This is a genomic window from Erwinia amylovora (genome assembly GCF_017161565.1).
GTDB classification, from domain to species: Bacteria; Pseudomonadota; Gammaproteobacteria; order Enterobacterales; family Enterobacteriaceae; genus Erwinia; species Erwinia amylovora.
In genome coordinates this window covers 440,250-466,012 of sequence record NZ_CP066796.1, presented here as the reverse complement: position 1 = coordinate 466,012, position 25,763 = coordinate 440,250, and the positions used below count along the sequence as shown (strand labels likewise).

Annotated in this window: 16 protein-coding genes, 1 tRNA gene and 1 pseudogene; 10 read left to right on the top strand and 8 right to left on the bottom strand. The window is 47.7% G+C overall.

Going from position 1 to position 25,763, the window contains the following annotated elements; translation table 11 throughout:
* The first annotated feature begins 161 nt into the window (after positions 1-161).
* The 6 genes from dndB (at position 162) to JGC47_RS17455 (ending at position 6,589) form a co-directional block, all read left to right on the top strand.
* Complete coding sequence (gene dndB / locus JGC47_RS02140; protein ID WP_004155179.1) at positions 162-1,247, top strand: DNA sulfur modification protein DndB; 1,086 nt, start codon at positions 162-164, stop codon at positions 1,245-1,247.
* The gene (gene dndC / locus JGC47_RS02135) at positions 1,244-2,878 is read left to right on the top strand and encodes a DNA phosphorothioation system sulfurtransferase DndC (RefSeq protein WP_004155178.1); all 1,635 of its coding nucleotides are present in this window, start codon (positions 1,244-1,246) and stop codon (positions 2,876-2,878) included. The genes dndB and dndC overlap by 4 nt, the downstream gene beginning before the upstream one ends.
* On the top strand, positions 2,868-4,868 hold the full coding sequence (gene dndD / locus JGC47_RS02130) for a DNA sulfur modification protein DndD (RefSeq protein WP_004155177.1): 2,001 nt from the start codon (positions 2,868-2,870) through the stop codon (positions 4,866-4,868). Before dndC ends, dndD begins: the two co-directional genes overlap by 11 nt.
* Positions 4,868-5,221: a DNA sulfur modification protein DndE gene (gene dndE, locus JGC47_RS02125; RefSeq protein ID WP_009349902.1), complete on the top strand. Its 354-nt coding sequence runs from the start codon at positions 4,868-4,870 to the stop codon at positions 5,219-5,221. The genes dndD and dndE overlap by 1 nt, the downstream gene beginning before the upstream one ends.
* 4 nt (positions 5,222-5,225) lie before the next feature.
* Positions 5,226-5,999, top strand: a complete 774-nt coding sequence (locus JGC47_RS17460; RefSeq protein ID WP_241097888.1) for a hypothetical protein — start codon at positions 5,226-5,228, stop codon at positions 5,997-5,999.
* Positions 6,000-6,070: 71 nt separating this feature from the next.
* Positions 6,071-6,589, top strand: coding sequence for a class I SAM-dependent methyltransferase (locus tag JGC47_RS17455; protein WP_229023876.1), 519 nt, complete (start codon positions 6,071-6,073; stop codon positions 6,587-6,589).
* A 204-nt stretch (positions 6,590-6,793) separates the two neighbouring features.
* On the opposite strand, the gene JGC47_RS02115 is transcribed toward JGC47_RS17455, so the two are convergent.
* From JGC47_RS02115 to JGC47_RS02090, 6 genes and pseudogenes are all read right to left on the bottom strand, one after another.
* A complete protein-coding gene (locus JGC47_RS02115; RefSeq protein ID WP_004155174.1) occupies positions 6,794-7,615 on the bottom strand; it encodes a restriction endonuclease in 822 nt (273 codons plus the stop codon).
* A pseudogene (gene dptH, locus JGC47_RS02110) lies at positions 7,612-12,692 on the bottom strand (DNA phosphorothioation-dependent restriction protein DptH). The gene JGC47_RS02115 and the pseudogene dptH overlap by 4 nt, the downstream one beginning before the upstream one ends.
* Positions 12,673-13,995, bottom strand: coding sequence for a DNA phosphorothioation-dependent restriction protein DptG (gene dptG, locus JGC47_RS02105; RefSeq protein ID WP_004155172.1), 1,323 nt, complete (start codon positions 13,993-13,995; stop codon positions 12,673-12,675). The pseudogene dptH and the gene dptG overlap by 20 nt, the downstream one beginning before the upstream one ends.
* A 4-nt stretch (positions 13,996-13,999) precedes the next feature.
* Positions 14,000-15,646: a DNA phosphorothioation-dependent restriction protein DptF gene (gene dptF / locus JGC47_RS02100; protein WP_004155171.1), complete on the bottom strand. Its 1,647-nt coding sequence runs from the start codon at positions 15,644-15,646 to the stop codon at positions 14,000-14,002.
* Positions 15,647-15,881: 235 nt separating this feature from the next.
* Positions 15,882-17,159, bottom strand: coding sequence for a tyrosine-type recombinase/integrase (locus JGC47_RS02095; RefSeq protein ID WP_004155169.1), 1,278 nt, complete (start codon positions 17,157-17,159; stop codon positions 15,882-15,884).
* A gap of 186 nt (positions 17,160-17,345) precedes the next feature.
* A tRNA-Leu gene (locus tag JGC47_RS02090) sits at positions 17,346-17,430 on the bottom strand.
* Between the two features lie 349 nt (positions 17,431-17,779).
* On the opposite strand from JGC47_RS02090, the gene JGC47_RS02085 reads away from it, so the two are divergent.
* The 3 genes from JGC47_RS02085 to JGC47_RS02075 all read left to right on the top strand — a co-directional run bounded on the left by JGC47_RS02085 (position 17,780) and on the right by JGC47_RS02075 (position 21,238).
* Positions 17,780-18,289, top strand: a complete 510-nt coding sequence (locus tag JGC47_RS02085) for a YjjA family protein (RefSeq protein ID WP_004155168.1) — start codon at positions 17,780-17,782, stop codon at positions 18,287-18,289.
* A 170-nt stretch (positions 18,290-18,459) separates the two neighbouring features.
* Complete coding sequence (locus tag JGC47_RS02080; RefSeq protein WP_004155166.1) at positions 18,460-19,959, top strand: helicase HerA-like C-terminal domain-containing protein; 1,500 nt, start codon at positions 18,460-18,462, stop codon at positions 19,957-19,959.
* Position 19,960: 1 nt separating this feature from the next.
* Positions 19,961-21,238 carry a DUF445 domain-containing protein gene (locus tag JGC47_RS02075; RefSeq protein WP_004155165.1) on the top strand — a complete coding sequence of 426 codons (1,278 nt, stop codon included), beginning with the start codon at positions 19,961-19,963 and terminating at the stop codon, positions 21,236-21,238.
* Between the two features lie 501 nt (positions 21,239-21,739).
* Here the strand turns inward: JGC47_RS02075 and lptG are convergent.
* Together lptG and lptF are read right to left on the bottom strand one after the other, a co-directional pair.
* Positions 21,740-22,816, bottom strand: a complete 1,077-nt coding sequence (gene lptG / locus JGC47_RS02070) for an LPS export ABC transporter permease LptG (protein WP_004155164.1) — start codon at positions 22,814-22,816, stop codon at positions 21,740-21,742.
* Entirely contained in the window at positions 22,816-23,916 is a 1,101-nt protein-coding gene (gene lptF / locus JGC47_RS02065; protein WP_004155163.1) for an LPS export ABC transporter permease LptF, read from the bottom strand. Before lptF ends, lptG begins: the two co-directional genes overlap by 1 nt.
* Before the next feature lie 253 nt (positions 23,917-24,169).
* Here lptF and pepA point away from each other — a divergent pair, with 253 nt between their 5' ends.
* Positions 24,170-25,681, top strand: a complete 1,512-nt coding sequence (gene pepA / locus JGC47_RS02060; RefSeq protein WP_004155162.1) for a leucyl aminopeptidase — start codon at positions 24,170-24,172, stop codon at positions 25,679-25,681.
* The last annotated feature ends 82 nt before the right edge of the window (positions 25,682-25,763 follow it).

The window sequence follows — 25,763 nt, the reverse complement described above, 5'->3', positions numbered from 1 at the left end:
TGCAACTATCTGTTTCATGGGACAGCTAACATCGGGGTGTACTAATCACTGAGATGTTAGCTATCGTACGCAAAAAATCACGTAAAAGACTACAAATCTAATCACGTATTACGTAAAATATGACGTAACAGAATTCACTCAATGCTTCATACGGACTACATATGGCTAATGTTGATGCAGATTATTGCTACTCGTTTCCAGCTATACGTGGCATTCAGGCTGGACGTCCTTTCTACATTGCCACATGCCCAATGCGTATCATTCCGAAAATATTCAGTTTTGATGAAAACGACGTGCCACCGGAATTACGAGCACAACGTACACTGAATAAATCACGCATACCCGAAATGGTGCGTTATCTCTTGGAAAACCCAAAAGATTATGTGTTTTCAGCACTGACAGCCTCCATTGCCGTCGATGTCCAGTTTGATGAGTTTCCCGGTTCCAATAATCTGGGGACGCTATGTGTGCCAATGGATGCTCAAATTTTAATCAATGACGGTCAGCATCGCCGTAAGGCGATTGAAGACGCTTTAGATGCTCGCCCTGAATTAGGGCAGGATAATATTCCGGTGCTATTTTTCGTCGATGAAGGTTTAAAACGTAGCCAGCAAATGTTCGCCGATCTGAACAAATACGCCATCCGCCCTAGTCCTTCATTATCGTCGCTTTACGATCATCGTGATGCAAGTTCAAATCTGGCTCGTTATTTGGCGATGTCCATTGAACCGTTCATAGGGATGACTGAGTTAGAAAAATCAGGTATCAGCCAGCGGTCAAATAAATTGTTTACCTTAAGCAGCATCAAGCAGGCAACCCGCGCTCTACTTGGAAAAGAACCCAAAGAGGACAATTTTGAAGAATGTACCCAAATAGCGGCCAGTTACTGGCTAGCTATTTTCAGTGTGATGCCGGATTGGCAACTAGCAGCTAAAAAAGAGGTCTCACCTGTCCAGCTACGGCAGGACTATGTTCACGCTCACGGCATCGGTTTACAGGCTCTCGGACAACTGGGATATGCACTACTGAGGGATTATCCTGAGCAATGGCCGGAGAAAATTGCCGCACTCAAAACATTTAACTGGCGTAGAAACAATCCGAATTTGATCAAAAGATCAATGCAACATGGCAAGCTGAGCAAAACAAGTACGGCGATTCAGCTAACCTGTAACGCACTAAAAATTGCGCTATCCCTTCCCCTCACTCCTGAAGAACAGGAGCTTGAAGCTCAAATGGTTGTCTCATGAGTAAACTGGTTCAGGCCTTCGATCTGGCCGAGTACGAAGATTTTATTAATCAGGAACAATTCGCCGGACGCCCTCTGGCGGAATATGTTACAGAAGTTCAGAGAATTTATTGTGCGGATAAACGTCCGTGGGTAATTGGCTACAGTGGCGGTAAAGATTCTTCAGCGGTTATTACTTTGGTATATCTGGCCTTACTGGGCCTGCCTCCGGAAATGCGCAATAAAGATGTTTTCTTAGTATCATCAGATACTCTGGTAGAAACGCCAGTAGTGGTTGATCTGATTAAGAAAACCATGTTGCAAATTGAGGCTGGTGCAAAACGTAATCGCCTGCCAATCACCCAGCATGCGGTGATGCCCAAAACTAATGAAACGTTCTGGGTTAACTTGCTAGGAAAAGGTTATCCGGCACCCACTCGGAGTTTCCGCTGGTGTACCGAACGAATGAAGATCAACCCGGTCAGTGATTTTATCAAAGATAAAGTCAGCCAGTTTGATGAGGTGATTGTGGTTTTAGGTTCGCGCAGTAGCGAAAGCGCTTCCCGTGCGCAGGTAATTGCAAAACACAAAATTGATGGCTCGCGCCTCGCCCGACATACCACGCTGGCAAACGCTTTTATCTATACTCCCATTGATGCTTGGGATGTGGAAGATGTCTGGAAGCTATTACGTGGTGCGTTCCGATATTCTCCTGAAGATATTGAAGAGTGGGAAAGCCCGTGGGGAGGCAACAATCGTCCGCTTTGGACACTGTATATGGATTCTTCCGCACAGGGGGAGTGTCCACTTGTAATCGACGAAAGTACCCCTTCCTGCGGAAATTCACGTTTTGGCTGCTGGACCTGCACAGTGGTTACCAAAGATAAAGCGATGGAAAGCCTGATCAAGAATGGAGAAGAGTGGATGTCTCCGTTACTGAAATATCGTGATCTTCTGGCATTTACCACCGATCCCGCTAATAAAGACACTTATCGCAACTATAAACGCCGTACCGGCAAAGTGAGCTATCAATACGCTAAGGATGGTGAGGAGCTTAGCGCAGAACGTAAACATGTTCCTGGCCCTTACTGGCTAAAATATCGTCAGGAGTGGCTAAAAGATTTACTTAAAATTGAGCGTGATTTGAATGCGCAGGGTCACACCATTACGTTAATCACCAAACTGGAATTGCACGCTATCCGTCAGGAGTGGCTGAAAGACCCCAATGAACCTGACTGGTATGACACCCTCCCAGGTATTTACCGTGAGGTGTACCAGCAGGAACTCGACTGGGTGGTTGATGATCAATCACGCTTTGATGCCAGCGATGCTGATTTGCTGATACAGATTGCCCAAGGATTTGACGTTGTACCAGAGATGGTAATGAAACTTATTGAGTTGGAAGTTTCAATGGAAGGATTAAGTCGCCGTCAGGGGATATTTGACAAGCTCGGTACAATTTTGAAGCAAGACTGGGGTAGTTTGGAAGAGATTCAGCAAAATCAGATAACACTGCAGAAACGAAACGATCGGGATATTCATCAGGAAGAAGTTGCCAGACTGGAAGCTGAGCTTCAAGTTTTACAACGTAGAATTGTCGATGCCAGTGAATCATCTGTATTTGCCGGTGAGGAAAACGAAAATGTTAATTAAGCAATTAGTATTGCGTAATTTTCGAGTATTCAGCGGTACACACACCATTGATTTAGCTCCCAGAAAGCGTCTACACGATGAAAATCCACGACCTATCGTATTGTTTGGTGGCTTAAATGGCGCAGGAAAAACCTCGATTTTATCGGCAATCCGACTGGCGTTGTATGGTCGAATGGCATTTGGCCTCGCGACGCAGCAACAAGAATATATTGAGCAGCTCAGCGCACTGATTCATAACGGTGCGTACTGTAGTGAACAGGTGGCGGAAGCATCGGTAGAACTGACGTTTACCTACAATAAAGGTGGTAATGAGGCAGAATTTACCGTCACGCGAACTTGGGAAAAAGGCAAGAAAGACCAGCTTTCTCTACAGCAGGATGGGCAACCTCTGAGTGAGTTCGATTATGAGCAATGCCAGGGATTCCTTAATGAATTGATTCCGCATGGCATCGCTGATTTGTTCTTTTTTGATGGTGAAAAAATTGCGGAACTGGCGGAAGATGAATCCGGCAATATTCTGCGTACTGCTGTACGTCGCCTGTTAGGTTTAGATCTGATATCTAAGCTACGCAATGATTTAGTGATTTTAATTAAGCGCCAGCAATCCAGCCAGTTGGAAGGTTCTCAGCAACAACATATTGCAAAGCTTGAGACGCAAAGTAGAAAATTAGCTGGTCAGACGGAAGAACTGCTGGAAAAAGCTGATTTTGCCAATACACGAATCGAGTTTCTGTCTAAAGACATCATCCGTTATGAAGGCCTATTGAATGCACAAGGCGGTGCGTTTGCTCAGACAAAGATGCAAGAAAAAAATAAGGCTGAAACTTTACTAAAAGATAGGGAACGTCTGGAGAAAGCATTACGTCAGGAATTTGATGGTGCGCTACCTTATGCGTTGGCTCCTAATACCTTGTCCCGTTTACTACAACAGATTGCGAATGAAACGGAGATCAAGCAGGCAAAAAGCTTTGAAAAAGAACTGAGTCAGTTTTTAACTCAACTCGGAAACGATATTGCATTGCGCTCCAGCACCACGAGTAAAATCGCTACTGAAGCCATTACAGATAATCTGAAAGAGTATATGGCAAACAAACCTAAAGGCGATTTGCTTTTTGATATTTCTGAACGAGAAGCGGGTATGCTTCAACATTCCATCGGGCAGGAAAGCAAGAGAGCATGGCAACACTTTGATCTTTATCGTAATCAGTTAGCTGAAGTTGAACTACAGCTTGAACAAGCCGCTGCTAACATTGCCCGTGCGCCTGAAGACGATCAGTTAATGGATCTATTCGAAAAATTACGCGATTTGGATCGGCAGCGCGAAGCTCAGCGGCAAAAATATTGTTTATTTCTAGAACAGGCTAAACACACAAAACAACAACAACTGGATTGCGTCCGCCAGATACAAAAAGCACATGATGCCGTTCGCTATCAGCACAATTACAGTAGCGCCTTTAAGAATGCTCAAGAAACAATAAATTTACTCGATCGTTACAGCGATGTTTTAACTCAAGCACGAGTAAAAACTTTGGCTACTAATTTTGAATTGGCCTACCGTAAGTTGGCTCGTAAAGAGGATTTACAACTTAGTGCACATATCAATCCTGGAACGTTTGATGTGGAATTAATTGATGAAAATGGTTCAGTGATAAACCGAAAATTACTATCTGCTGGTGAAAAGCAAATTTATGCAATTGCAATACTTGAGGCACTGGCTAAAACCTCTGGTCGTGATTTACCAGTTATCATCGATACACCGCTGGGACGTCTGGACTCGCAGCACCGAGATAAGTTGATTAACCATTACTTCCCCGAGGCCAGTCATCAAGTTGTTCTGCTGTCCACTGATACAGAAGTAGATGAACGTTACTTTGTCGATCAACTTCGTGACGACATCTCCCATGCTTATGAGATCGTCTTTAATGCACATACCAAGTCATCGATTCTAAAACCAGGCTATTTCTGGGAATTAACCAAGGAGGCAATCTGATGCTCCCAAACCGAATGCAGCTCAGTCGACAGACAGAAGAACAACTAAAAAAGCTAAAAGGATACACAGGGATCACGCCGAATGTCGCCGCACGGTTGGCGTTTTTCCGTTCGGTGGAAACCGATTTTCGTTATTTGCCTGAGCGAGATAGTATGAAGCTGGATGGTGTTTTGATACTAGATAAAATTACGTGGTTAGGGGAGACATTACAGGCCACGGATTTAATTCTTAAAATGCTGTATCCACAGATAGAGCAGAAAATGTTAATTAAAGCGTGGGCGGCACATGTTGAGGATGGGATTGCGGCATTGAGAAACTACCGTTCTCTAAAAGACCTCTCATTCGGGATATAACATCATGGAAAATAAAAATCACATTATCACTCCATATATTAAAAAGGACTATTCTAATAATTCACTAATAACGAATGTATATATTGAATCAACCAGTAATAATACCTCAAAAGGACTATTGGGGCTTCAACCAACTGAATTGTCAGCTATAACATCATTTATTACGGCTTTGGTTTCTTTGGCTATAGCATTTCATACTATCACTAAGTATCGGAAAGATAGGCAGCAACAACAACAAATAGAGTTACGAGAGAGAAAAATTACTTTCGCAAATAATGCAAAAGAAAAAATAGAAAAATTCTATGGGCCTTTTAATTCATTATTAGAAGAGTCAAGAATAATATATAGCCACTTTGCATTGAAAGAAAAAGAAAAACTTAGATCCGAAGGAAAATACTTCCGAGCCTTACGCTACTTAATACAAAGTAACAATAACAATAACAATAACAATAACAATAACAATAACAATAACAATAACAATGTGCTTGACACCCATGATAAAGAGTTGTTACAGCAAATAATTGATATTTCTGATAAAATAACACTACTGATCGAAAGTAACTCTGGATATGTAGATAACCCAGAGCTACATACACTGCTCGGAAAGCTAATAGCTCACTATCGTATATTGAAATGTGCAGCCCGTGGAGTTCTCAATAAAGATAACTCTGAGCTTGAAGATATTGTATTTCCTTTAGAGATAAATGGTGCAATTGATAGCGAAATAAGAAAACTTAAGGTCATTATAAATTTTGAATCAAAAAAGAAAACATCATAGAAACAAAAAAAAACATTTCTTTTTATGATAAAAATAGTATTGATTATTTTAGAAAAACAGCATCGATTGATATGAGCGAAATCTATAATGAAATTCGCAAGCATTTTAAACCGGGATCCTCGATATTAGACGCTGGGTGTGGTATTGGTAGAGATACTGAATATTTTATAAGGCATGGTTATAAAGTCACATCATTTGATGCATCAAAAGAAATGGTATATCTATGCAATCAATATCCCTTTGCATTTTGTGAAAAATTAGATTTCAATGAAATTGACTACCCTCCTAAATTTGACTTAATTTGGGCGTGTGCATCATTACTTCATCTTAATGAGAGCGAATTTAAAAATGCTTCATTTCGTTTATATAAAGCAACTAGAAAATCCGGAGTGATCTATTTTTCTTTGAAAAAACAACAAAATAAAAAAAACACAAAAAATGATAGCAGGATATTTTATTATTACGATTCAGAATTCATCAAAAAATTATTTGAAGATGATTTGAATATGACTTTAATTAAAGAATGGGAAACATCTTCTAATCTAAAAGATTCAAATGATATATTTGTAAATTACATATATATAAAATAAATTCACTTGAATGTTATTATATTGAGAGTGATGTCTTAAGGCATAATCCTTAAGACCTCTATTTGATATACACAATTAATAAAATGTAACACAATCATCACTAAGCTTGGAGTATTTAGTTTAAATCATCACACTATAGCCATGATGAAAAATCACTACCTGCTGATAATTTTCTAAAACGTCAGGCTATTCTTCGCATTAAGACTATATATCAAAAAAGTTCCTATCTATCTCGTAAAGATCATAAGTGCTTACTTTAGCAACCCCCATTCCATTTTGAACCAAGTATTCACATAACTGTTGTCCATCAATTAATGTAATAGTCATGCCTTGGGCCTTTTGTGCGCTATTCATTGCTTGCTCAGTGAAACATGAAGATGAAAAGAATACACCTTTGTGAGCTCCTTTTTGATTCATTGAGCCAATGAATTCTCGAATTTCACTAGGTGGGACTTTTTTACTATTATATCGTTTTGCTTGGATATATATTTTTTCCAAGCCTAATTTATCTTCATTAATAATACCATCAATTCCCTCATCCCCAGCACCACCAATAACTTTTCCCGCTTCAGACTCATGCCATCCGTACCCCATCTTTAACAATAGGGTGACTACTAGCCGCTCAAAAAAAGCTGGATCTGACGAATTAATAGCATCAAGCAATTGATTTTTAACATTTTTTATGTGTTCAATATACTTGGAATGTATAATTTCTTCCGGTAGTTGATCCTTGGTAGTTTTCTCCAGCTTCGGAGATTCAATTTTGGTCGACTGACCACGCCACAAATCATATAGAGGTTTAGATAGGTGATTTGATTTTACTTCTATGAATATCTTACGTGGTGAAGCACTAGGAAAGTCAATATCATAGCAGTGTTTTCTTATTTCCCCTCTAACGACTGAAATGGGATCCTTTGCACCAAAAGAATAATAATCATTCGCTATTATTCGATCATAGATATCATTATGTGATAACGGGTTTCCATACTCTTTCAATACTTTAATTATGGCTTCAATAATTGTCATTCTATAAGCTCCCAAAATGCTTTGTCTCGCATCTTATTAACCCGTTTATCTCCATCAATATACAAACTAAAATGCTTCTCAAGCTGCCGAATCTGCCCCATCAAAGACTCTTGTTCGCTTTTATCATCAACGTTAAATACTGCTTTGATATCCGCATTCTTAATCTCGGACACACGATGGATCACCCAAGTCAGAATATAGGAAGCGTAATTATTCTCTCCGGTCTTAAAGTGAGTAATCTCCTGTGTAGACAGGATTGCACCCACACCATATTCACGACCTTCTTTAAGGATCTTACGTAAGCTAGAAAAATCCTGACGCATAAAGTTGTCTGCTTCGTCCACAAGAATCATTTTGGTGAGTTGACGATAATCTCCCCGTACCACCGGTTTGCCACGCTTTTGCATCTGAGCGTAGAACAGGTCCAACGTCAGTGCGACTACCAAGTTTTGCACTTCTGGTGGATAGCCAGCCAATTCAATCACGGTCACACCATCGATCAATTCATACAGGCTGGTCATCTGTTCAGGAATAGTTTCGAATATCTTGTAACGTGCCAGTTTAGATAGTGCCGCGTAAAGTGAATCTTCTTCAACCTTCTCTTGGGCAAGGAATCGTTGCCATACGTCTTCAATCGTTGGCGTAGTTCTTGACCATGTTGTTGGGTCCTCAGGAGAAATACCGGCTGCTTCGTAACATTCCAGGATCAGATTTTCTAATTTAAGTTGCTGCTTATGGCCCAGACTATAGGCTTTCGCCATCGTTTCCGATAATCCGCCTGCGGTATGGATCGGCAACATCGGCGTATCGCCAAACAAAGAGAGAGGGTTGTAGGGCAACTTAAAGAGTTTATATTTCTTAGCACCAGTTGCTTCCAGAAAAGCTTCGTCCACATAGTCCGACTTATAATCGAAGATCAATAAACCAATCGGCTTACTATCAACGTTACAGGACTGATTGCGCTTCAACTGCGTAACCAGCGACTTTGTAAACTGGGTTTTCCCGGTGCCCATCGTGCCAATAATTCCAGTATTGGTATTCATGAACTTCGCAGTGTTAGTTGGTTCCCAGTACAACGGGCTCTGCCGCACAGCATCATGACCAAATAGGATCTGTAATGGTGTATCCCTGCACTCAGAAGCCAGCGTCTGAGCATTAGGCTGCGATGGTTTCGGTTCCGAAATAGATTGTTCCTCGTCCTGAGATACCGTATCTGCCGCTAAAATATATTTCAACGGCTCTACATCACAATCAGGCTTAAGACAGTATTTTTCTGGTACCCGATAACGTTCAGAAAGTTGCTGTTCATCTCCTTGCGCAGCGATTAGCGAGGGTAGCAATGAATAAGGGATTTCGATCTGTAAGATATTATCTGGTGTCGTTTTATATGAAAGATCGAAGCAAGTCTCACTGTCCACATGGGCCACCACAAAACCCTCAACATAGTCGGAAAATTCACCCAACTGATAGTCGCCAGTGAGCCACCATTCGCGTCGTTCCAGCAGGGAAGATAGCTTGTCGTTGTCCAGCACACCGTACAATCGCAGCTTTTCAACCTGCATTAATACCTGGCGGATAAAAAGTGCCCGGTATAGCTGCGACGCCAGCGTTTGGGGCCCCAAAATATCCTGCTGTAAATAGCGTTTCAGCTCGCGGGCCTGCCTCCCGGCATAATTGTAATCAGGCCGAGCCCCCGTTTTCACTTCCAGCGGCAGTAGATAAAGATTGTTCTCTTTAAACCCCACAAAGAGCACATCGTCAGAAATAGCACCATTTTGGTAACCCTGTAAATGGCGGGATAAATCACTTTCTTTCATTCTCAGTCCGACGTTGCCGGATACGCGGATCATTTCAGCTACCGACAACGGAACCCAGCAAATATCAGACTGATGCAGCATCGACTGCACGAACTTATACGCACCAATAATGCCGTGCTTCTCTTTGCGTTCCTTCTCACCAGAACGCAACATTTTCAGCAGCCATTCACCGTTAAGGCATTAAATTCAGCAAGCAGGTGCTGGCTGTCAACAGTTGGTTGTCCGATCTGATTTCCTGTCTGGAGCAGACGCAGGAACAACTCAACCTGCTTTGTGACAGTCACAGCGTCATAACCTGCGCAACTGGTGTACTGGTCAGAGTAATGGATCAGTACCACATCTTTCTGGTTGGTAAAAAAATCAAGCGTGACTTTGGGGTCGATAATGGTGGTCCAGAGCGAGCTGTCATAAGAGTGGTTGAGCAACTGCTTAAAATTACCGCTGACTGCCAGACCAATACCCTGACAGTGATACTGGCTGTTGCTCTGCCGCGCTGGTTGCCACAGGCAGCCCAACAGCCGGGCAAGGCGTAGGGCGCAATAAGGCTCAGTATCGACATTACGCAAACCAAAAGCGGTAAAGTATGCATCGCCCTGGGTTTCAGCCCCTTCCCCCGCAATGAGGCCATGGCATAACACGCCACTAGAGGCATCTTCAATGCAAATCTGGCGGCAATCCACCGGTGCGGTATTGGTGAAAAACGCCAGATGAGCATAAGCCAGTTTGTCATTTGCTGACGGCAGGACAAATTTGCTGAACGTTAATCGGCTACGCAGCAAATCAATTAGCATATCGGCTTCTGCACGCCATGTACCACTGTTTAGGCCAAGGTCGATTTTAAGTTGTTCATAGCTGCCGCTTTCAGCAAAGTGGTCAAAGGCATTGGGCAGCAGACGTTCATCGTAGCAGTTTACATGTACCGAAATTGCCCGCTCTTTTTCCTGCTTAAAGTACTCCACCAGCCCCAGGAATAGCTCTCTGGCATTGCCTTGGTTGATAGCATTGATAATCAATGCATTATTCCCAGCTCTCTGGAACAACCGTGAATAGGCGTCTGTGAATTCGTTAAGTTTGTCTTTTACCAGTCGTTTAACGTAGTCATGACTCATCTGGCGCTGAGGAATAACGTCAATCCAGAATCGATTTTCCACTACTGATTGAAGCTGCGCATATTCATGTTCGCTATGGTACACAAACGGCATTAAGCCAGAGACAACCAAGCGATCGAGGGTAATCGGTGGTAATGAGGCAAAGGAAGCCAGTGTGGGTTGTTCTGGCTCCGCGATGATGGTTTCTACCAGTTGTAAATGATAAGCCAGCACTAAAGGATGTAATGGCGAGAGGCGTTCATGCGTATCGCCACGGCAAATTCCCAGATGTAGCAACCGTTTTTCCTGTAACGTCAGCGCTCTGCTCAGGCCAATTTGTTGTAGTGCTTGTTCAAAAGTAGCGACTACATGGCTAACCAGCGTACGGTATTCCACTGACCACGACACCAAGCTCGGCAAAGTGTTACGCCGCTGATAGTATGCCAGCAGTTGATGATACGCATTATGGAGGTCGGGGTAGCTGGTAAGGAGTTCCTCCACTGCAAATACGCTGTCATCACTATCTATACCGAGCAAGTTACGGTCGATCAGTGAGGCTTCCAGGGCCAGCAACTGCTGGCGTACACCGACCACGTTATGTTCGGTGTTATCCAAAATGACACGCCCCTTCATCCGGTTCCAGGTCGCATTACCCTCCTCTTTGAAGAGCTTATTGAAACGGTTCTGATCAAAAAGCAGTGGTAGCGTTAATCCTTCCTCTGCCCCCGGCCCTTCGATATTAAGCAGTAGACGGGAATCACCTGAAATCAGCGCAAATTTTATCAACTCGCTTTGATTCGCTAGCGTCTCAAAATTCACTCGCGCATAGTGCAGACAATCAATGTCATTGTTCTCTTCATTCACCGTACAGATCTGGTCGCCTGTTTCTGCAATCTGTAACTCATTATCTTCCAGTTGCAGAGTCAACTGCTCTTTACCAGGTTCAACGCGGTAGCAATGCTGGATTTCGTTCAGCCAGAATTGCCCCTGTTCAACTAACAGTAGACGAAACTTATACTCTTCCGCCGAGTTATTGCGGTTGATTATTTCTAGGCTAAAGAAGCAGGGACGCCCATCGAAAGGCACTGACGCCATAATGCGGGAGGTTTTCCCCCCAGCACGACTGGTGCGCCAGAAACGTTCTTTCTTTAGCTGGCGATGATGAGCAATTTTTATCTGATCATCCTGAAGGTCGTTACTCTGAAAGCTGAACTCCAGTTCTACGTGCGATTGTCCCGGCTGTACCTGAACCAAGACACTGATATCACGCTTACCCGCTTTACTAATGCTTTTTGCTCTCTGCCAGACCTCACCGTTTTCAACGCAGATATTTTCCAGCACCAGCTTCTGTTCGCTGTTACGCGCTTTCTCTTCCTGGTAGACAGAAAAATCAAGCTCACGCCAATCGTCTTTATCGACAAAGTGTTGCTGAATGAATTTAGTACTGAACTCGGTCAGCACATTCTCCAGCTGCCCACTGTAACGCTCAATACTGTCCTCTATCTGGCGATATAATTCTTGATTTTCATTCAACCGGGCGCGTAGCTGCTTATCTCTAAAATCCAATACATTATTATCGTTGAATAGCTTTAACTCAGAGAAATCCAGGTTGCCGTCTTCCAAAAGACGGTATAAGGACGAAAAACCAAATACTGTTGCGCCTTCATCCAGTATCGTTGTCAACTGATCACCCAGCAAACAACGGGACACTTGCGAATGGTTGCTGTTCGTGGTGATTAATTTTTCCAGTTGATGACAGAAAGTTTCGGGATGCCAGATTGCATCCGGAGCGGCAACATCCTTGGTACTATTGAGTAAAGTATCCAACATGCTGTTATGGATAATTAACAACGCCGTTTTGGCAAAAATCCCGTTGCGACCGGAAACTTTATCGCGCAAATGGGAAATGTAGTTTTCCGTAAACGCAGGAGCAGTTGAACCGTGCAATACTGGAATAAGCTGGATGCCATTACATGAGACGCATGAAAGTTGCTGCTCCGGCGCGATCTCCAGTTTATTGCCATCAGCTAAAAAGTCGAAAGCCTTCCAGAGTTTTAAGGCGTTATCGGGATCAGGAGATTTAAACTGGTAGCGTTCACCCGGCTGGATGGTACAGCTAACCCATTCAATGAAGGTTTTCGCCAGATAGGTTTCATACTGTTTTACGGACATATACGGCATCTCCACTGTCACTCATTCGCTCCACATTTCCCATACGTTCGTAAAACGCCACCAGCATTTGTGTCGACTGGTTATCGAGATAAAATCCGCGTTGCTCAAAACCGCGCAGCAGTTCATGCAACCGGAGTTTTTTGTTTTTACCCACAGTAAGATTGGTTAGCAGCAGCAGTCGATCTTGATTCAACACCAGTACTTTCCCTGCCCGGCCACGTACCTGGATGAAATCAGCACAAATCTGGCACTCTAGCTCATTAATGTATTTGCGATTTACCGATGCCCTTTCAGACTTCTTGCCTTGAAACTGTTCAACAGCGACGGACAATAGCTGTTTAAAAGCATCGTCCAGGTTTGTAGCTTGATCACGAGAGGAGAGTTGGCGATCCTCAATAAATTCCTGCAAATATTTGTTGAGAGCATTTAATATCTGCGAAGAAGGATCTGAATAATTCAAGGTATCCTGATAAACCTGCCACAATGGACGCTTTTTCGCCCCTTTTCCCCATTGCAAAACCTCCAGCGCGGAAAGTATGGGGAAAAGTTTTTCACTTTGGCTGGAAAACCACTTATAGCCAAAACGCTTTATTTGATCCCGTTCTGAGCTGGCTTTTTCGGTATCAAGAATAAAAAACAGCGACTTACTTTTGGGTTCACCATCCCGCCAGTTATCTAGGTTGAGCGCCAGTTGAGCACACCAGCTAAAGGCATACAAACGCAGAGTATTAGTCAATTCCTGCAAAAGATATTGCGGATGATCAGCCAGAAATGCCAGATCGGACTGAAAGCACGTAACCAGATAGGGCAGGTAAGGTTTCTCTTCGGCAAACGGACCTTCCCCCAGCAATTTTACTTTCTCATTGAGCTTATTCAGCATTTGTTGTTCAATGAAGTTCAGCTTGTCCTGTATCGGATAATTTAGGCTGAAACCTCTCATCAAATTGGCAAACAACGTCCCAAGGCGTTTATCTGCCATAGAGCCTAAGCTTATTTTTTCATCATCGAATTGGGCGTGAAACAGCAAAAAAAGCGGAGAAACCCGAAAGATATCCAAGCTGGAAAAATACATTCGCTCCAATAAAGGCCAGAAGGCTGGTTCATCATTAAATGTTTGCAGGTAAGTTTTGCAATCTTCGCGAAATTGTTCGAGATTATAAGTGTCGATTTTATACTTCACGGCATAACTCAGTACCAAGCCAGTGACAATTTGCCAGTCAATATTATTGTTTTTATTGCGCACCGGCAGGTAGCTATCCAGTTGGTTGTTGCCCACTTTTAACGTTGTTGCAATGGGATACATGATGTTATCTCTCCATGCCGCTGATGGTGATCATGTCGTCATCGGCCCTAGCGGTGTAAACCCGCTGTGCGCCATCATAAAACTTGATTTCACTACTCGATTTGGCTCGTTCAGCAATCAGTTCAACTATTTCATCCAGTAATACAATCGCACTCTTGTCATACTTATTAGGGCGATAGCCGTTATTCAACTTGCTCAGTAGGTCAAATAAATTAAGTCCGATACGAATAGGCAGCAAAGAGTTTTGTCCCACCTTTAGATGAATGTCGAAGCAGGTTGAGTGCGCTGTATTTTTCCTGAAAATTGCATCCCAGTCCGGTTTCACCACCACTGGTGCGGTGACTTTTACCCCGCCAAATTCGCCCAAAAAAAACTCTTCTTTTTGTGTGATCAACTCAGGCGCTTTACGATTTGCGTAGCGCTGAATACCAGCTATAAGCTCAGAAGAGTAAAATCGGTTCAACGATCTTTTCTGCTCTGGATCTGCGATGTAGTTTTTATGCAAATGCCAGATTTGTGAGTAACGTTCAAACAGAGATTCTTTAAAAAACCCTGAAAATTTATGATGATAATTATTACCCAACGACACATATTGTAGCAGCCAGAAGAGTCTAATTAGCGAGGCCGCATCGCCCGGCTTAACACACTGGCGATCAAATTGAATATGTAATTTCTCAAGTGTTAAGAGGAAATCATCCAAGTCTGGATCAATCACTCCCAGCTCATAACGTAAAATGAACTGATCGAGCTCGTAGGTATGCATTCTGGCAGGATCGAAATCAGAGACCTTTTTAATCAAGTCATTCTCTTCACCATTGAAGAGGTTATCAAACAAGTAACCCGGCCCAGTAAGCAGGTGATGCAAAAAATCCAGCAATGTTCTTGTTGTAGCAAATTGGTCCTTAATTAATCGGGCTTTAAATAGCTGGGTGATTAAGACATTCTGAACGCCGGGCATACAAAGCAGCTTGAAATTAGCAACTGTTTTTAAATCATGATTAATTGATTCATCACGTTGAAAAATAGTGTAAAACAGATTTTCATCATCACTGGTTAATTGATTTAATAATTTTTTTATAAATGGTGAGTATTGTCTGTCTTCATCAAACTGGAACTTAGGATAATTTTCAAAATCAAAAAAAGAACAATTGTCACTGTGAAAAGGGCCACTACTTTCTTGCTGGCTAGATAAAAATGCATCAATCACAAAACGAAGTACATGATGACGTTCAGCACCTTCTCTCGCAAAGTTGGCGAGCATCCCCGTATTGATACCCACCAGCAACGGACATAGTTGCTTCTGATGATTGTCGAACAAATCGTCCAAAGCATCAATTGCGGTCTGTTGGGGGGCAAAGCTATGCGTCGCATCCAGATGAAAGACAAATCGCTGCTGGTAACGTGGGTTTGACTGACAGCGGGTTAAAATTTCTGACTTACCATCCCCACTACTGCCACACAAAAAAATGATTTCACCGGGTTTAGCAGCGTCCAAGTGATGTAGTAAATCTTTTTCAATATCTTGTTTAACAAAGAGTTGTTCTTTTAACTGATCAAACACGTCTCTTTGCCGGTGCGTTACCGTGGTGACAGAAAACGAAGATGACTTCGCGAGTACACCCAACGCTTTGCGTAATGTGATTGCGCTCATAACTTCATGTTCTCTAAAGAAAGAATTCTCTCATTGTATACAAGCTAACCCATGATCTCTATATACCTTTTCTCCAATTACCACTCAGCGTTTCAACAAATGCTGCTCTCACATGGCTGCAGGCATCGATAGCTAAGGTATTAGCCTCACTGACCCATCGTGTCAGTGAGACCCACTACAAGTATCTATGAGTTGAGTACTACCTTTTGAGATTCACATCGAATGTACTCGGCAATCATAAGCCATTCTGAATTTTTATCGATGTGTTAATCTTCGCAAAATCAAACGGACTCACCGCCTTCTCCCGATTCGCATCCAAGAAGTCAGCCCACCATTGCAGCATTAGCTTGCGCTCATCCAGATGCTCGGCCTTATGAATGTAAGCCGCACGCACAGAGTTACGCTCCATATGGCTCATCTGTCGTTTTACGGCATCCCTCGACCACAATCCTGACTCAATCAACGAACTACATGCCATGGTCCTGAAACCGTGGCCGCACACTTCAATTTGTGTGTCATATCCCATTACTCGCAATGACTTGTTAACTGTGTTTTCACTCATCGGTTTGCGAGGGTTATGATCGCCAATAAAGATCAGTTCATGATCACCGCTGAACGTTTTTATCTGCTCAAGAATCGCCAGAGCTTGTCGGGAAAGTGGAACCAGATGAGGTGTCCGCATTTTCGAACCTCGCTGTGAGTGCTTTACTCCCTCAATAGCTTCTCGCTCGGCAGGAATCATCCACATCGATGTTTCAAAATCGATCTCAGACCAACGAGCAAAACGCAGTTCACTTGAACGAATAAATACAAGGAGGGTTAGCTCAACGGCAAGGCAGGTCAAAGGTCTACCGGTATAGCTGTCTATGCGCTGAAGCAGTTCGGGGGTACGTTTCAACTCCAATGCAGGTCTATGCTGCCTGTTACTTGAAGCAACAGCACCAACCATTTCCTGTGCGGGATTGTAATCAAGTAAACCACTCTGAACGGCATATCTCATAATTGCAGTAGTGCGCTGCTGTAGACGCGATGCCACTTCAAGACGTCCAGACATCTCCACGGCTTTAATTGGTGCTAACAGATCTCTCGTTTTTAGTTCAGCAATATTACGTTTGCCAATGGCAGGAAAGAGGTTGTCCTCCAGGCTTTTTAATACTCGTCGGCTATGTTCTTCCGACCACTTTTTATTTGTAGCGTGCCACTCAACAGCAAGCTCCTCAAAAGTGCGCGCTTCTTCCTGTTCAACCTTATCATTTTTCTTTTTGTCTCCCGGATCGATGCTGTTTGCCAAAAGCTTACGTGCTTCATCGCGACGAGCTCTGGCATCTGCAAGAGACACATCAGGATATACGCCTAAAGCCAGCATCTTTTGCTTCCCGCCAAAGCGGTACTGCAGACGCCAGTATCTTGAACCATTTGGGTGGACGAGAAGATGCATACCGTTGCCATCAGTCAGCTTATATTGCTTATCCGTAGGCTTGGCTGTTCTGACTTTAATATCTGTTAGAGCCATGCTTATCCCCTCCCTGTTGGTACAAGCATTATCGAACCGGAAATACCATCATCTGTACCAACATGTGTTGGTAGATGTACGTTGAAGTCGGTTGACCTTGAGAGAGTAAATATAGCGAGAAAAGCAGGTAACTGACGGATTTCAGGCATAAAAAAAGACCTCCAGAGAGGTCCATTTACATACTTATGGTGCCGAAGGCCGGAATCGAACCGGCACGCCTTGCGGCGGTTGATTTTGAATCAACTGCGTCTACCGATTTCGCCACTTCGGCACTGAAGGGTATGCGGAAAACGTTGGGGATTATACCTTTACCCCCTGCATACGCAACCCTATTCGCTATCGGCGACGGCTGAATGATGAAAAAACACGCACGCTGACCCAAATATTCGCCGCGAACTGCGTAACCATGCTGCATCACCCGCGGTACTGCCTGCCTCCCGAGCAGTACCGCGCAGCACTTTCATTCACTTCTTTTGCGGAATTTTCTTAAACCTTGCACCATAATTAACAACGGACTGGGGTACAGGGAACTCACCGGTCATCCGGTAGTCCGAACAGGTATTCGACGGCGCGGTGCCAGAGTGGAAGCCGCGCGTAACATCACACTCAAGGATATAACGATGAAAGCAGTAACCAAGATGATTCTGGCATTGGCCATTTCCGGTACACTTTTTAGCGGTGTCGCGAACGCCGCCAACTGGCAGGATCAACTTAGCTCCGCCGCTAATGCACTGGGTCAAAATTCGAACGGTAACGCCACCCCGGCCACCGGCAGTCAGGGCGGTACTTCGCTTGGTGCTCTGACCGGGCTGCTGAACGGCGGCAACAATTCACTTAGCTCCAACAGCATGAGCAATGCGGCGGGCGTGCTGCAATACTGCATGAAAAACAATATTGTCGATAACAATGTTTCGTCGGTGAAAGAGCAGCTGCTCGGCAAGCTGGGGCTGGCGGAAACGCAAAAACAGCAGCAAAGCACCGATTATAAGCAGGGGCTGATGGGCCTGCTGAATACCGGCAATAATCAGCAGGTGAATCTGAAGTCGCTGGGCGATACCGAAATGGGCAAAAAGGTAAAAACCAAAGCCTGTGATTTGGTGCTGAAGCAGGGTAAGCAGTTTATCTCGTGATCTCTCTGAAAGGTGGTGAGGCTGTCCCCTCCCGCCGTTCTTCCCTGGCCACCGTTGTGTGGCCTTTTTTATCGCTCTGTCAGGAATGCCAGCCGGAGACAGTGGCGAAAACGTTGCCTGCTATGCTTACCGTAGCCTCCACCTGACCTGCAACCAAATGGAATGTGAAGATGAACGAGCCACTGCCGATCGCGCAAACTCCTGAACACCCACTGCATCTGCTGCCGGCGATGGCTAACCGCCACGGGCTGATTACCGGAGCAACCGGCACCGGAAAAACCGTAACGTTACAAAAGCTGGCAGAGAGCTTTTCCAATATCGGCGTGCCGGTGTTTATGGCCGATGTGAAGGGCGATCTGACCGGGATAGCCGAAGAGGGCGTGGCATCAGAAAAGCTGCTCGCCAGGCTGGCGGAAAGCGGCGTCACCGACTGGAAAACGCAGACTAACCCGGTGGTGCTATGGGATATTTTCGGCGAACGCGGCCATCCGGTGCGCGCCACGGTCTCCGATCTCGGGCCGCTGCTGCTGGCGCGTCTGCTTAACCTTAACGAAGTACAAAGTGGCGTGCTGCACATTATCTTCCGCGTGGCGGACGACCAGGGACTGCTGCTGCTCGATTTCAAGGATCTGCGCGCCATCACGCAGTACATCGGCGATAAGGCCAAATCCTTCCAGAACCAGTATGGCAATATTAGCGGCGCCTCGGTGGGTGCTATTCAGCGTGGCCTGCTGGCGCTGGAACAGCAGGGAGCGGAGTATTTCTTCGGTGAGCCGATGCTGGATATCAACGACTGGATGCGAACCGACGCCAACGGCAAAGGGATCATCAATATCCTCGCCGCCGAAAAGCTTTATCAGATGCCAAAACTGTACGCCACCAGCCTGCTGTGGCTGTTGTCCGAGCTGTACGAACAGCTGCCGGAAGCGGGCGATTTGGATAAGCCAAAGCTGGTGTTCTTCTTTGATGAGGCGCACCTGCTGTTTGCGGATGCCCCGGCGGTGCTGCTGGACAAGATCGAACAGGTGATCCGTCTGATCCGCTCAAAAGGCGTTGGCGTCTATTTTGTGTCGCAGAATCCCGCGGATATCCCCGATGCGGTGCTGGGCCAGCTGGGTAACCGCGTGCAACACGCGCTACGCGCCTTCACGCCGAAGGATCAAAAGGCGGTGAAAGTGGCAGCACAAACCATGCGCACCAATCCGGCGTTCGATACCGTTAGCGTCATTCAGCAGCTGGGAACCGGCGAAGCGCTGGTGTCGTTTCTTGATGAAAAAGGCAGCCCGTCGATGGTGCAGCGCGCCTCGGTCATCGCCCCCGGTTCGCGTATGGGTCCTGTCAGTGATGATGAGCGCAACGGGCTAATCAATCACTCGCCGCTGTCGGGCAAATACGAAGAGGCGGTTGACCGCGAGTCGGCTTACGAGCTTTTGCAGCAGGGCGTACAGGCCGCCAGCGAACAAGCAGGCGCTCCGGCGGCGAAGGGTGATGCAGCGCTGGATAGCGGCATCCTCGGCGGCCTGAAGGAGATTCTGTTTGGCAGCACCGGGCCACGCGGCGGAAAGCGCGATGGCCTGATGCAGAACATGGCGAAAAGCGCCGCCAGACAGATTGGGCAACAAATTGTTCGTGGCGTGCTGGGCAGTATTGTCGGCGGCCGTAAAAAGTAATATGGATAAAGAAACTGAACTTCGGCAGGCAAAACGTCTGCCGCTGCTGATGCTGGTGATGGCGGCGCTGCTGTTTATTTTCACCGTCCTGTGGCCGCTGTATGCGCCGCTGAATCTGTGGATATCCGGGCTGAAAGCGGTGGCGGAAGCCTCAATGGTCGGGGCGCTGGCAGACTGGTTTGCCGTCAGCGCGCTGTTTCGCCATGTTCCGATCCCGCTGGCGGCACGTCATACGGCGATTATCCCGCGTAATAAAGATCGTATCGCCGATAATCTCGCTCTTTTCGTGCAGGATAAGTTCCTCAACAGCGAGGCGCTGCTGGCGCTGATACGCCGTCACGATCCGGCGCAGCTTATCGCCCGCTGGCTGAGCGCCCGGGAAAATGCCGCCCGCCTGAGCGGCTATCTGCTGAAGATGATGCGCGGCTTCCTTGACCTTGCCGATGACCTGCGCATCCAGGCGCTGATGCGGCGCGCCATTCACCGGGCAATCGATAAGATCGATCTCAGTCAGTCGGTGGCGGTTATCCTTGAAAGCCTGACGAAAAATAACCGTCATCAGCAGCTGCTGGACGATGCGCTGGCACAGATGCTGCAGCTGCTGAATAAACCCGCTACCCACGAGTTTATCGCGCATCAGGTGGTGCGCTGGCTGAAGCGCGAACATCCGCTAAAAGAGAAAATGCTGCCAACCGAATGGCTGGGGGAAAAAAGCGCCGCGCTGGCGGCCGAGGCGGTACAGTCAATCCTGAACGATATCGAGAATGATGACAGCCACCAGCTGCGCCAGGGGTTTAACCGCGCGGTACAGCGGCTGATCGACCGCCTGCGCAACGATGCGGAAATGCAGGCCAAAGCCGAAGAGATCAAAACGTACCTGAAGCAGGATGAGGCGCTGAATGGCTATATCAGCCAGCTTTGGGGCGATCTGCGCAGCTGGCTGAAGGAGGATCTCAACCGCGAAGACTCGCTGCTGCACGCAAAGGTCAGCGCCGCCGGGCAGTGGTTCGGCGATACGCTGATGCAGGATGAGTCGCTGCGCGCTTCGCTGAATCAGCATATGGAAAAGGCCGCGATCAGCGTAGCACCGGAGTTTTCGGCGTTCCTGAGCCGCCATATCAGCGATACGGTGAAAAGCTGGGATGCCGGGGATATGTCACATCAGGTCGAGCTGAACATTGGCAAGGAACTACAGTATATCCGCATCAGCGGCACGCTGGTGGGGGCGACGATAGGTTTGATTCTCTATCTGCTGTCGCTGCTACCGCTGGTGCTGTGATCGGCTGGCACCACAAATATTTGTATCCTGCACAGCGCCAAACGCAACTTATGGCGTTTGATCTCTTATGCTGACCCACGTTTAGAGTTGCTGCATCCGGATTTCCACTTTGACCTGGCCGTTGACCTTCGTTTGGCCGTTGACCTGGACCTCCGGGCGGCGTTAAGCAGCGACGAAGCCCGGCTGATTTCCAGCCTAAGCCGACAGGACGTCGGCGCAAGGGCGTGCAAAGACAGGATATCGATTCACGACCGGTGCGGCAGGAAAGCGGACGGGCTGTGGGAACCCACGCCAGTGGGCGCTGCGCCAGCCGCAAGCGCGGGATGAAGGGGTGTGGGCGACTGCCCCCCTTGCCGACCGCCTGCAAGGCGGCCGAAACGCCCTTGAAACTGAACCTGAACCTGACCAGATGTTGATCCTGGCCTGACCGTTGCCCCCCAGGCGGCGTTAAGCAATGCCGAAGCCCGGCTGATTTCCAGCACAGGAATAACCCCTGAAAGGCTATCGCCGTTTAACCAGCATCGCCACACTGAGAGCGAAAAACGCCGCGCTGGGCAACAACGCCCCGAGGATCGGCGGAATGTTATACACCAGGCTAAGCGGGCCGAAAATCTGATCCAGCACGTAAAACAGGAAACCAAAGCTGATACCGGTAACCACACGCATGCCCATTGAGACGCTGCGCAGCGGACCAAAAATAAACGACAGCGCCATCAGCATCATCACCGCTACCGACAGCGGCTGGAAGATTTTGCTCCACATATTCAGCTGATAGCGCCCGGCCATCTGGCCGCTTTGCTTCAGGTATTTCGAATAGCTGTACAGGCCGCTGATCGACAGCGCCCCCGGGTCCAGCGACACCACGCCCAGCTTGTCCGGCGTCAGGGAGGTTTTCCACTCGCCGCTTAGCGTCTGGTTGCCGTTAATCTGCTGTGTATCGCTCAGATCAGACTGATCGACCTGCGCCAGCTCCCACAGCTTTTTATCAGCGTTGTACTTTGCGGAGGCCGCATAGCGCACCGTCTTCAGGCGACGCTGGGGGTCAAAGTGGTAGATACTAATGCCGGAAAGCTGATTATCGTCACGCATGCGTTCAATAAAGATAAAGTTATCGCCGTCTTTTGCCCATAACCCGCTTTGGGTGGAGAGCAGCGAACCGCCCATCAGCTGCTGCGCCCGGTAATTGCGCGCCATCTGTTCGCCCTGAGGAGCAACAAACTCACCGATAGCCATCGTCAACAGTACCAGCGGAATGGCGGTTTTCATCACCGAGGCTGCAATCTGCATACGGGTAAAACCCGAAGCCTGCATCACCACCAGCTCGCTGCGCTGCGCCAGTGTTCCCAGCCCCAGCAGCGCACCTAATAGCGCCGCCATCGGGAAGAAGATCTCAATGTCTTTAGGCACGCTAAGCAGCGTGTACAGGCCGGCACCTAAAACGGTATATTCACCTTGCCCGGTTTTGCGTAGCTGGTCGACAAACTTAATGATGCCGGAGAGCGATACCAGCATAAACAGGGTTGCCATGATGGTGTTGAAAATCGTTTTACCGATATATCTGTCAAGAACGCCAAACATCAGACCGATCCTCCGCGATTAAAGCGCGCGCGCAGACGGCGCATCGGCACCGTGTCCCACGCATTCAGCAGCACGGCCAGCGCCAGATAAGCGAGGTTAACTGCCCACATCGCAACAGCCGGGTCGATGCGGCCCTTGCCGCCGCTGGAGCGCAGCGAACTTTGCAGCAGGAAGAACACCAGATACAGCAGCATCGCTGGCAGCATAGACAGCACGCGCCCCTGACGCGGATTGACCACGCTAAGCGGCACCACCATCAGCGCCATAATCAGTACCGAAAACACCAGCGTCAGACGCCAGTGCAGCTCGCTGCGAAAATCGGGCTTGTCAGAATGCCACAGGGTATCCAGGCTCATCTGCTCGGAATCATTAGGGTCCAGCGTCACCGCCTGATGGCCGATAATCGCCTGATAGTTTTTGAAATCGGTAATGCGGAAGTCGCGCAGTAACGCAGTGCCTTCAAAGCGGGTGCCGCTGTCCAGCGTCACGATCTGCGATCCGTCGACGCGCTGCTCCATACGGCCCTGTTCGGCCACCACTACGGAAGGACGCGCGTTACCTTTTGGCCGCAGCTGCGCGAGGAAAACGTTGCGGAAGGTGTTACCTTTCACGTTTTCAATAAACAGCACCGATTGCCCGTCGGCCGACTGCTGAAACTGCCCGGCCGCCAGCGCGGCCGCGCCGGGGTTAGCCTTGGCGTTTTGCATCACTTCATTCTGATAGCGGGCCGACCATGGCCCCAGCCAGCCGACATTGAGCGCCGCCAGCAGCGCGGTGAACAGCATCAGGATCATCGCGGCTTTTACCAGCACGCTTTTGCCCAAACCACAGGCATGCATCACCGTGATTTCGCTCTCGGTATATAACCGGCCAAGCGTCATCAGAATGGCTAAAAACAGGCTTAACGGCAGGATCAGCTGCGCCATTTCCGGCACGCCAAGGCCCAATAATGTCAGTACTAAATTTGTAGGGATCTCGCCATCCACCGCGGCTCCCAGTATCCTGACTAACTTCTGGCAAAAGAAGATCAGCAGCAGGATAAACAGGATAGCCAGTTGGCTTTTGAGCGTTTCCCGGACCAGATATCTAATGATAATCACACTGAGTACGCCTGTGAAAACTTGTCTTTTTGCAGGAAAATCGCTAGTTTCATCGCTTATACGCCATTTTTATCATCAATGGCCCACGTCATAGCTAAAATAGTATGACAATAATCGCGTTTTGGTGAGGCAAAAACAAACGTTCTCGCCAAAACTCAATCTGACAACGACGTATTGCGCCAGCCCGTAGGTTACACAAGCGAACCATTCTAGCCGCAGCAGGCGCCGTTGTCTTTAAGATTCAGGAGAGTACATGGAGTTCAGTGTAAAAAGCGGTAGCCCGGAAAAACAGCGCAGTGCCTGCATCGTTGTGGGCGTGTTTGAACCGCGCCGGCTGTCACCCATTGCTGAACAGCTGGATAAAATCAGCGATGGATATATCAGCGCCCTGCTGCGTCGTGGCGAACTGGAAGGTAAAGTCGGCCAGACCCTGCTGTTACATCATGTGCCCAATATTCTTTCTGAACGTATCCTGCTGATTGGCTGCGGCAAAGAGCGGGAGCTGGACGAGCGCCAGTACAAGCAGGTTGTCCAGAAAACCATCAATACGCTGAATGATACCGGTTCAATGGAAGCGGTGTGTTTCCTGACCGAGCTGCACGTCAAAGGGCGCAACACCTACTGGAAAGTGCGCCAGGCGGTGGAAACCTCAAAAGAGGCGCTGTACAGCTTCGACCAGCTGAAAAGCAATAAGGTCGAACCTCGTCGCCCGCTGCGTAAACTGGTGTTCAACGTGCCTACGCGCCGTGAACTGACCAGCGGCGAGCGCGCCATCCAGCACGGCCTGGCCGTGGCTTCTGGCATTAAGGCAGCGAAAGACCTTGGCAATATGCCACCAAATATCTGTAACGCTGCTTACCTTGCCTCTCAGGCGCGTCAGCTGGCGGATGCCTACAGCAAAAATATCACTACGCGCGTAATCGGCGAACAGCAGATGAAAGAGCTGGGTATGAACGCCTATCTCGCCGTGGGCCAGGGTTCGCAGAATGAATCCCTGATGTCGGTGATTGAGTACAAAGGCAACCCGGATGCGGAAGCGCGCCCCATCGTACTGGTCGGTAAGGGCGTTACCTTTGATACCGGCGGCATATCGCTGAAACCGGGCGAAGCAATGGACGAAATGAAGTACGATATGTGCGGTGCTGCCTCGGTGTACGGCGTGATGCGCATGGTCGCCGAGCTGAATCTGCCGCTGAACGTGGTTGGCGTGCTGGCCGGCTGTGAAAACATGCCGGGCGGGCGCGCTTATCGTCCCGGGGATATACTCACCACCATGTCCGGTCAAACGGTGGAAGTGTTGAATACCGATGCGGAAGGCCGCCTGGTGCTGTGCGATGCGCTGACCTACGTTGAGCGTTTCGAACCGGAAGTGGTGATTGACGTCGCCACGCTGACCGGCGCCTGCGTGATCGCGCTTGGCCACCATATCAGCGGCCTGCTGTCGAACCACAATCCGCTGGCGCACGAATTGATCGGCGCTTCCGAGCAGGCCGGTGACCGCGCATGGCGTCTGCCGATGGCCGACGAATACCAGGAACAGCTGGACTCCAACTTTGCCGATATGGCCAACATTGGCGGCCGCCCGGGCGGTGCCATCACCGCCGCCTGCTTCCTGGCGCGTTTTACCCGTAAGTACAACTGGGCGCATTTGGACGTGGCCGGCACCGCCTGGCGTTCCGGCAAGGCCAAAGGCGCGACCGGGCGGCCGGTGGCGCTGCTGTCGCAATTCCTGCTGAACCGGGCCGGGCTGAACGGCGACGATTAACCCGTTCAGCCCGGATGGTGCGTGTGTCAGGCCGCCAGCGATGAGCTGGCGGCCTGCTTTCCCACATTGCCGTCACCCGGTG